We start from the raw sequence: 6,550 nt of genomic DNA, 5'->3' as shown, positions 1-6,550 counted from the left end.
CCTTGCAGTTTCGCGAAGAGACAAAAGCATTGATACGGTCAATGGTAAATGTAATACTTTTTCTTTTGCTGCTTCAATTCTCATAAGGCAGCTAGCGATTTTAGAAGTAATTGTGTAGTTTGGTATAAATTTTATCGGCATAATATCTGCATTACATTACTTCTATATTATGCTGATAAAATGCAGATAATGCAACTTTTGCAAGTTGCATGGCCTTGGTGTAAGACTTAGATGATAGAAAAGAGATTCTGGAAGATGCTACTTTTTGCTGTTACTTTTTTTTATCATTATTATTAACTACGGTGATGGCATATGCACATAACTCTGGAAAAGGTATCCCATTTTCTTGAGATAATTTATATAACTTCTGCAGGCTTGCTTTTACCTTATTGGGAATATTGCCTCCACGCTCCTTTACGAGCCAGGAATCCTGATGGTGAATTGGATGAGTGTCACCTTTTGGATTTCCTATGTATATTGCAAAAGGTGAAGTTTGTCCTCTGAAGTTGCATTGTACAGTAAATTTTTTTATAGAATCAGCCATCTAAAAACCTCTACTTTTCTTTTTGGTTAGTTTTATAGCGGGTGTAGGAAGTGGTTTCTTTATAAAATCTTGTCTGTTAACAATATTTTCTTTGCTTCCTAGGGCTCGAAGGACATCAGTTCTGCTTAGTTGCGATTCTTTTGCTACCTTCATTCCATGCTTTACCATGATATTAGCATACGCTAACACTTTTTTTACCAATTCTAGATTACCATTTAGCATTTGAACTAGAGCTTGAAATACCTCCGCTAAAGTTAACCCATCAGCGCTTATAACCTTATTCTCTACAAACTCCTCAAGTTTACACTCAATATTATCGTCTGGGTCCATAAGGGTAATTTGATTGGTGTCTTGATCGTCCATAATTGAAGCACTATTATTTCTTAAGTTTATACTATACATATAAATACTCTACTACTTTATATTATGACGTATTACGGTTAAGCATTTATTAATAATATGCTCTCTTACATACACGAATTAATTGCTAAAAGCCAAGGATCAATATCTATAAGTAGCTTCATGAATGCCGCTCTATACCATAAAAAGCACGGCTATTACATGAGCAAATTGCCACTTGGCAAGGGTGGTGATTTTATCACAGCACCTGAAATCAGCCAATTATTTGGTGAAATAATTGCAGTTTGGGTAATGCATACATGGGAAAAATTAGGAAAGCCAGCAAAATTTTCTCTGGTTGAACTTGGGCCAGGTAAAGGAACACTCATTCACGATATAGTAAGAGTCACTAAAAAATACAGCAGCTTTTTTAACTCAATGGCCATTCACCTAGTTGAAATAAGTCCTGCTTTACAGAAGATGCAAAAGGAAAAATTAAAGGGATTAGATATTAATTGGCACAAAGATATCGACAATTTACCAAAGCAGCCAACTATTTTTTTAGCAAATGAATTCTTTGACGCTCTTCCGATTGATCAGTTTGTATATCGTAATGAGGAGTGGTACGAAAATAGGGTGACAAGGCAGGATAATGAGGTGTCATTCCAGTGCGTGACACTGGAATCCAGAAAAAAAAAGGAGAGCATCCAAGTAGCTCAACACCGGAATCTAGAAAAAAGATCCCAATGCTCCGATACTGGAATGACAGGGGGTTTTGATGGTGCAGTAGTAGAAATATGTTCATCTGGAATTGAAATATTAAAAAAACTCGAGGAGAAGATATACAATAATAAAGGAGCCGCTTTGATCATAGACTATGGCTATGTATATCCTCCGTATAAGAGCACTCTACAATCGATAAGACAACACAAGTACGCTAATTTTCTTGAAAATGTTGGTAATAGTGATATTACCGCACTTGTGAATTTTCAAACGTTAAGGGATTCATTAAAACATGTAGACTGTGAAATTTTAACTCAAAGGGAATTTTTATATCTTTTTGGTATAAAGGAGAGAACGCAGGCTTTAATGGAAAACTCAAGTGATGAAAAAAAGAATAGGATCTTCAGCGAGTTTCTAAGATTGACTGAAAACATGGGTACTCTCTTTAAAGTAATGTTGATTCATCATTTGTAGCCTTGTGTTGCTTTTACACTAAATTGCCTTAGCTACAAACATTAGACTTCTTACATAACTTAAACTAAAGAGCAAAAGAATCCATGTGGTATTTATATTTACTTTAAAATACCGGCTTTTTTATTCTAAACGCTAGCCGCTTTTTGCAATTAACCTCTAGCTATAAACATTAAGAAATTTACCAAATGAAAAAAAAGGCAAAAGAAGCCCCGTGGTGCGAGTTTTGACCCTTTAATACTGTAACTTGGCGCTGTAATAATGTGCTGACGCTTAGTTTAAGCGCGATTTTGGCTGCACGTGAAAAAATTTAAAAGACATGTAGCCCCAATAATTTATATAATCCGCCAATAAATACCTTAAGTTTTTTACTAAATTTTTGTCATTGAATCCGCGCGGATCAAAAACAAGTTTTGAGTCAGAAATACCCTCAGTAGTATGATAATGAGATTGGTGGGGGTTGTCAAGGGGTTTCTTCGTTTCGTCCAATGTGCGAAAGTTTGTTATGCAAGAGGTCTAATGGAAATCCTTGGACAAGTAATTAGATATAAAAGATGTGTATAACTGGTTAAAATGGTTGGATTATGATATGCTGAAAATAACAGCAATGGGCAATGACAGATTTGAACTGCCGACCTCCTCGGTGTAAACGAGATGCTCTACCAACTGAGCTAATTGCCCATTTAATGTAATTCTATAGCTCAATGTTATTATTGCAAACAAAAAGTAGAATTAATGCAGCCTAATTTCTCATTGACCATTTGCTTAACTAAATGTTAATATTACAATTACTTTGATCAAAATATAAAAAATGCAAGACAATATAGTACCAGTCTCAATAGTAAAAGAGCTGGAAGATTCCTATCTCTCTTACGCAATGAGCGTGATCATAAGCCGGGCTATACCTGATGTGCGGGATGGATTTAAACCAGTCCATAGACGCATATTGTATGCAATGTCAAGAGCTGGGTACGATGCTGGTAAGCCGTATAAAAAGGCTGCTCGTATAGTTGGGGACGTAATGGGGAAATATCACCCACATGGTGATACGGCTATTTATGACTCCTTGGTCAGAATGGCTCAAGATTTCTCTCTTCTTTTACCGCTTATTGATGGGCAAGGTAACTTCGGTTCGATAGATGGAGATCCACCAGCTTCGATGCGATATACAGAAGCAAGGCTCCATAGAGTGTCGCACTTTTTACTGAATGACATCGATGAAGATACAGTTGACTTTAGGCCAAATTATGACGGGAATGAAACAGAGCCTGTTGTACTACCTGCAGAATTCCCGAACCTATTGGTAAACGGTGCGAGTGGCGTTGCAGTTGGTATGGCAACTAACATTCCTTCTCATAATCTTGGCGAGATAATCGATGCCTGCATGTTACACATAGATAACCCTGAAGTTACTCTAGATGAGCTGCTTGAAGTGATACCTGGACCGGATTTTCCAACCGGTGGAACGATTCTTGGCAGGTCTGGAATAAGATCAGCATTCGCCACAGGTCGAGGCTCAATTGTCATGCAGGGTAAAACTCATATAGAGGATCTACCACAAGATAGACAAGCAATAGTTATTGACGAAATACCCTATCAAGTAAATAAAGTAAAATTAATTGAAAAAATAGGTGAGCTTGTAAAGGAAAAGAGAATTGATGGCATAACGGAGATTAGAGATGAGTCTGATAAATCTGGTATTAGGGTAGTGATTGATCTTAAAAAAAATACTGAAGCAGATTTTATATTGAATCAAATACTTGGACTTACTCCTCTAAGAAGTAGCTTTAGTGTTAACACTTTGGTTCTCAATAATAACAGGCCTGCTTTGATGTCATTGAAAGAGATCATAGTTGCTTTTGTTGATTTTAGAAAAGAAGTGTTAATCAGAAGAACCGAATTCCGTCTAAGAAAAACAAGAGAAAAAGCTCATATATATATAGGACTTTACATTGCGGTCTTGAGCATAGATGAAGTGATAAAAATCATCCGTGGTGCAAAAGATCCTGAGGAAGCAAGCAGAGAGCTTTTGAATAAGGAATGGAAAACTTCATCTGAAATAAACACAATTATTGAATTAATTTCAGATAGCATGAGCTTTTTGAAAGATGGAGTGTACAGATTAACCGAGCTACAAACGAAAGCGATTCTTGACATGAAATTGCAACGTTTAACAGGTCTTGAAAAGGATAAATTAGAAGCTGAACTAAATTCAATGCTTAACTTGATAAAAGAATATATCGCTTTTCTTGGTTCAGAAGAAAAATTGATGAAAGAAATAAAAAATAATTTACAAGAAATAAAGAATAGATTTGCTACACCGCGAAAAACTACAATAGAAGAATCAGATGCAGATATCGAAGCTGAGGATCTCATTCCACAAGAGGATATGGTAGTAACCGTAACTATGAATGGTTATATCAAGCGCGTGAAGCTCTCTCACTATAGAACTCAGCGTCGTGGCGGAAAAGGAAAGCTAGGACAAGGGTTAAAAGAAGAGGATGTAATCACAAAATTATTTGTTGGAAATACCCACACTAGTCTTTTATTCTTCTCCAATATTGGCAGAGTTTATAGATTAAAAGTTTATAAGTTGCCCATTGCAGAACCAACTGCGCGTGGAAGAGCGCTTGTCAATATATTTCCTCTTGCTGATGGTGAAACAATCACCAATATAATGCCGCTGCCAGGTGAGAGCGATGAAGATCAAGACATAGTTTTTGCTACTGCTCATGGAAACATAAGACGTAACTCCTTGGCAGATTTCCACTATATTCCAAGCAATGGAAAAATAGCAATCAAGCTCGACGAAGGAGATAAATTAATATCAGTTAAAGTATGCAATGAAATTGATCACGTTTTGCTTTCAACAACGCTTGGAAAAAGTATCAGATTTGTCGTAAGCGATGTGCGTCAATTTAAAAGCCGCAATTCAGATGGTGTCAGAGGTATCAAACTTGCAAAGAATGACAGCGTGATATCCATGACCATATTAAATGGCATAGGTATCGCAACAGAAACAAAAGAACTTTACTTAAAAGTTCCACTCGCAAAAAGGCTGGAAGCTGCAATCAGTAGCTCCATCGATTCTAGATTAGAAAAGACTTTGAATGATTTAGGAATAGATAACGGACTATTTTTAAAACTCACAGCAAATGAGGAATTTATATTAACTATTACCGAAAACGGCTTTGGTAAAAGAACTTCTGCATATGAGTACAGGGTAACCAATAGAGGTGGTGTTGGTATTACCAATATTCTTACTACTAGCAGAAACGGTAATGTTGTTGCCAGTTTTCCGGTTGAGCAGAGTGACAATATAATGCTCATTACAGATAAAGGAAAGTTAATTCGAATTTCAGTGGATGATATTAGAATTGCAGGACGCAGTACTCAGGGGGTTACTCTATTTAAAACAGAGAGTAGAGAAAAAGTAGTATCAGCAGCAAAAATTGAGGATCCTGGCTCCGCTGAAGAGAATATGCCTGAGGTTGAGAACTCCATTTCCTCTTAACTGTAGTAATGTATAGTTAAAAGCAAAAGTGCAAGTTTTTGTTGATTAACCTACAGTATTTAAGTTAAAATATATGCCTGCGGCTTAGTAGAGATTGATGGATAAGAAATTAACTAAAAATAAAAAACCACCAGTAGACAAAGAGGGTAAAAAAACACTTCCTGTTGAAGATCTTACTAAAAATAAGAGCAGGAGAGATTTTATAACATTGACTACATGCGCTATGGCGGGAATAGGAGCTGCAAGTGGCCTTTGGCCACTGGTTAAGTCTATGAACCCTTCCGCTGAGGCTTTAGCAATGTCTACAGTTGAAGTTAATTTATCTGATATTCAAGAAGGACAAGAAAAAAAAGTAAAATGGCAAGGCAAGCCAGTATTTATTCGCAGACGTACAAAGCAAGAAATTGAGGCTGCAAGAGCTGTAAATACAGAAAGCTTAAGAGATCCTGAGTCAGATGAGCAAAGAGTATACAAAGGAAAAGATGAATGGTTGATTATGATAGGAATATGTACCCATCTTGGGTGTGTACCGGTTGATCACGCTACAAAAGATGGCAACGGTTGGTTCTGCCCTTGCCATGGCTCATATTATGATACATCAGGTCGAGTAATTGGGGGGCCTGCACCAAAAAATATGGCTATACCTGATTACTTTTTTCCAAGTGAAAATGTTGTGGTAATTGGTAAAAAGGCTTAATTAACAACTGTCTTTGAGCTAATATAGCTCTGGTTCTTATTTAATTAAACAAACTAAACCTTGTAAAAGGCACAATACAAAAAACCCCTTGACAACCCCTGCCAACTCTCTTACAATGATAATGAAGCTATTTTATTTATCTTCGCAATCTGTGCAGGTTAACGACAAAAAACTTAGGGTATTTGGCGTATCATGTTTAATTTTTTGCACTATGTGCACCTTATGTCTTTGTAAATTTTCTGGGTTTTTACCTATATAAGCT

Annotated in this window: 5 protein-coding genes and 1 tRNA gene; 3 read left to right on the top strand and 3 right to left on the bottom strand. The window is 36.5% G+C overall.

Translation table 11 applies throughout. The features are described 5' to 3' along the window. Positions 1–271 precede the first annotated feature (271 nt). Together HET73_RS05380 and HET73_RS05375 are read right to left on the bottom strand one after the other, a co-directional pair. Complete coding sequence (locus HET73_RS05380; protein ID WP_174133383.1) at positions 272–544, bottom strand: DUF2610 domain-containing protein; 273 nt, start codon at positions 542–544, stop codon at positions 272–274. Continuing rightward, positions 545–907: a hypothetical protein gene (locus HET73_RS05375; RefSeq protein WP_174133384.1), complete on the bottom strand. Its 363-nt coding sequence runs from the start codon at positions 905–907 to the stop codon at positions 545–547. Positions 908–1,003: 96 nt separating this feature from the next. On the opposite strand from HET73_RS05375, the gene HET73_RS05370 reads away from it, so the two are divergent. Further along, complete coding sequence (locus HET73_RS05370) at positions 1,004–2,080, top strand: class I SAM-dependent methyltransferase (RefSeq protein ID WP_174133382.1); 1,077 nt, start codon at positions 1,004–1,006, stop codon at positions 2,078–2,080. A gap of 605 nt (positions 2,081–2,685) precedes the next feature. Here HET73_RS05370 and HET73_RS05365 read toward each other — a convergent pair. After that, positions 2,686–2,758: transfer RNA gene (locus HET73_RS05365), tRNA-Val, on the bottom strand. 130 nt (positions 2,759–2,888) lie between these two features. Here HET73_RS05365 and gyrA point away from each other — a divergent pair. Continuing rightward, the gene (gene gyrA / locus HET73_RS05360; protein ID WP_174133129.1) at positions 2,889–5,591 is read left to right on the top strand and encodes a DNA gyrase subunit A; all 2,703 of its coding nucleotides are present in this window, start codon (positions 2,889–2,891) and stop codon (positions 5,589–5,591) included. 97 nt (positions 5,592–5,688) lie between these two features. Continuing rightward, positions 5,689–6,288, top strand: coding sequence for a ubiquinol-cytochrome c reductase iron-sulfur subunit (petA, locus tag HET73_RS05355; RefSeq protein ID WP_174133128.1), 600 nt, complete (start codon positions 5,689–5,691; stop codon positions 6,286–6,288). Positions 6,289–6,550: the final 262 nt, after the last annotated feature.

This window comes from Wolbachia endosymbiont of Atemnus politus (assembly GCF_013309895.1).
This window is presented reverse-complemented; position numbering and strand designations above follow the sequence as displayed.